The sequence below is a fragment of the Bacteroides sp. 51 genome, assembly GCF_010500965.1.
GTDB lineage: Bacteria > Bacteroidota > Bacteroidia > Bacteroidales > Bacteroidaceae > Bacteroides.
Genome location: NZ_QVMI01000172.1, coordinates 1 through 320, shown reverse-complemented (window position 1 = coordinate 320; position 320 = coordinate 1). Strand labels below are relative to the sequence as shown.

The following is a 320-nucleotide window of genomic DNA, read 5'->3' as shown; positions in this document are numbered from 1 at the left end:
AAAACGAGATTCGTATGCGTACGCGTTTTACTTGTCAGACTTGCAATCGTCATATTACCGGCGATGGCAGCCATTCCCTTGCGATAAATCAAGTGTAAAGACATAGGCAACGCCATCTTCGAGGGTTACTCCATCAAGAAGCCCCAGGTTACCTTCGCCTCTTCCCACTCGTGGTTTTTATAATATTGAAGCAGCCATTCCTGAGCCGGGATCTGCCTGACCTTATCAGTCCTTTCTTTTCTGCCTTATCGTCTGTTGATCATTAATGGTAAAGAAACGCAAGTTACAGATACCGCAGTTATCATAGCAGATTATGAGAA

At 44.4% G+C, this 320-nt stretch carries 1 protein-coding gene; it reads right to left on the bottom strand.

What is annotated here, in order from left to right; all coding sequences use genetic code 11:
• Positions 1-54 precede the first annotated feature (54 nt).
• On the bottom strand, positions 55-168 hold the full coding sequence (locus D0T87_RS25255) for a DUF5121 domain-containing protein (RefSeq protein WP_163178700.1): 114 nt from the start codon (positions 166-168) through the stop codon (positions 55-57).
• Between the last annotated feature and the right edge of the window lie 152 nt (positions 169-320).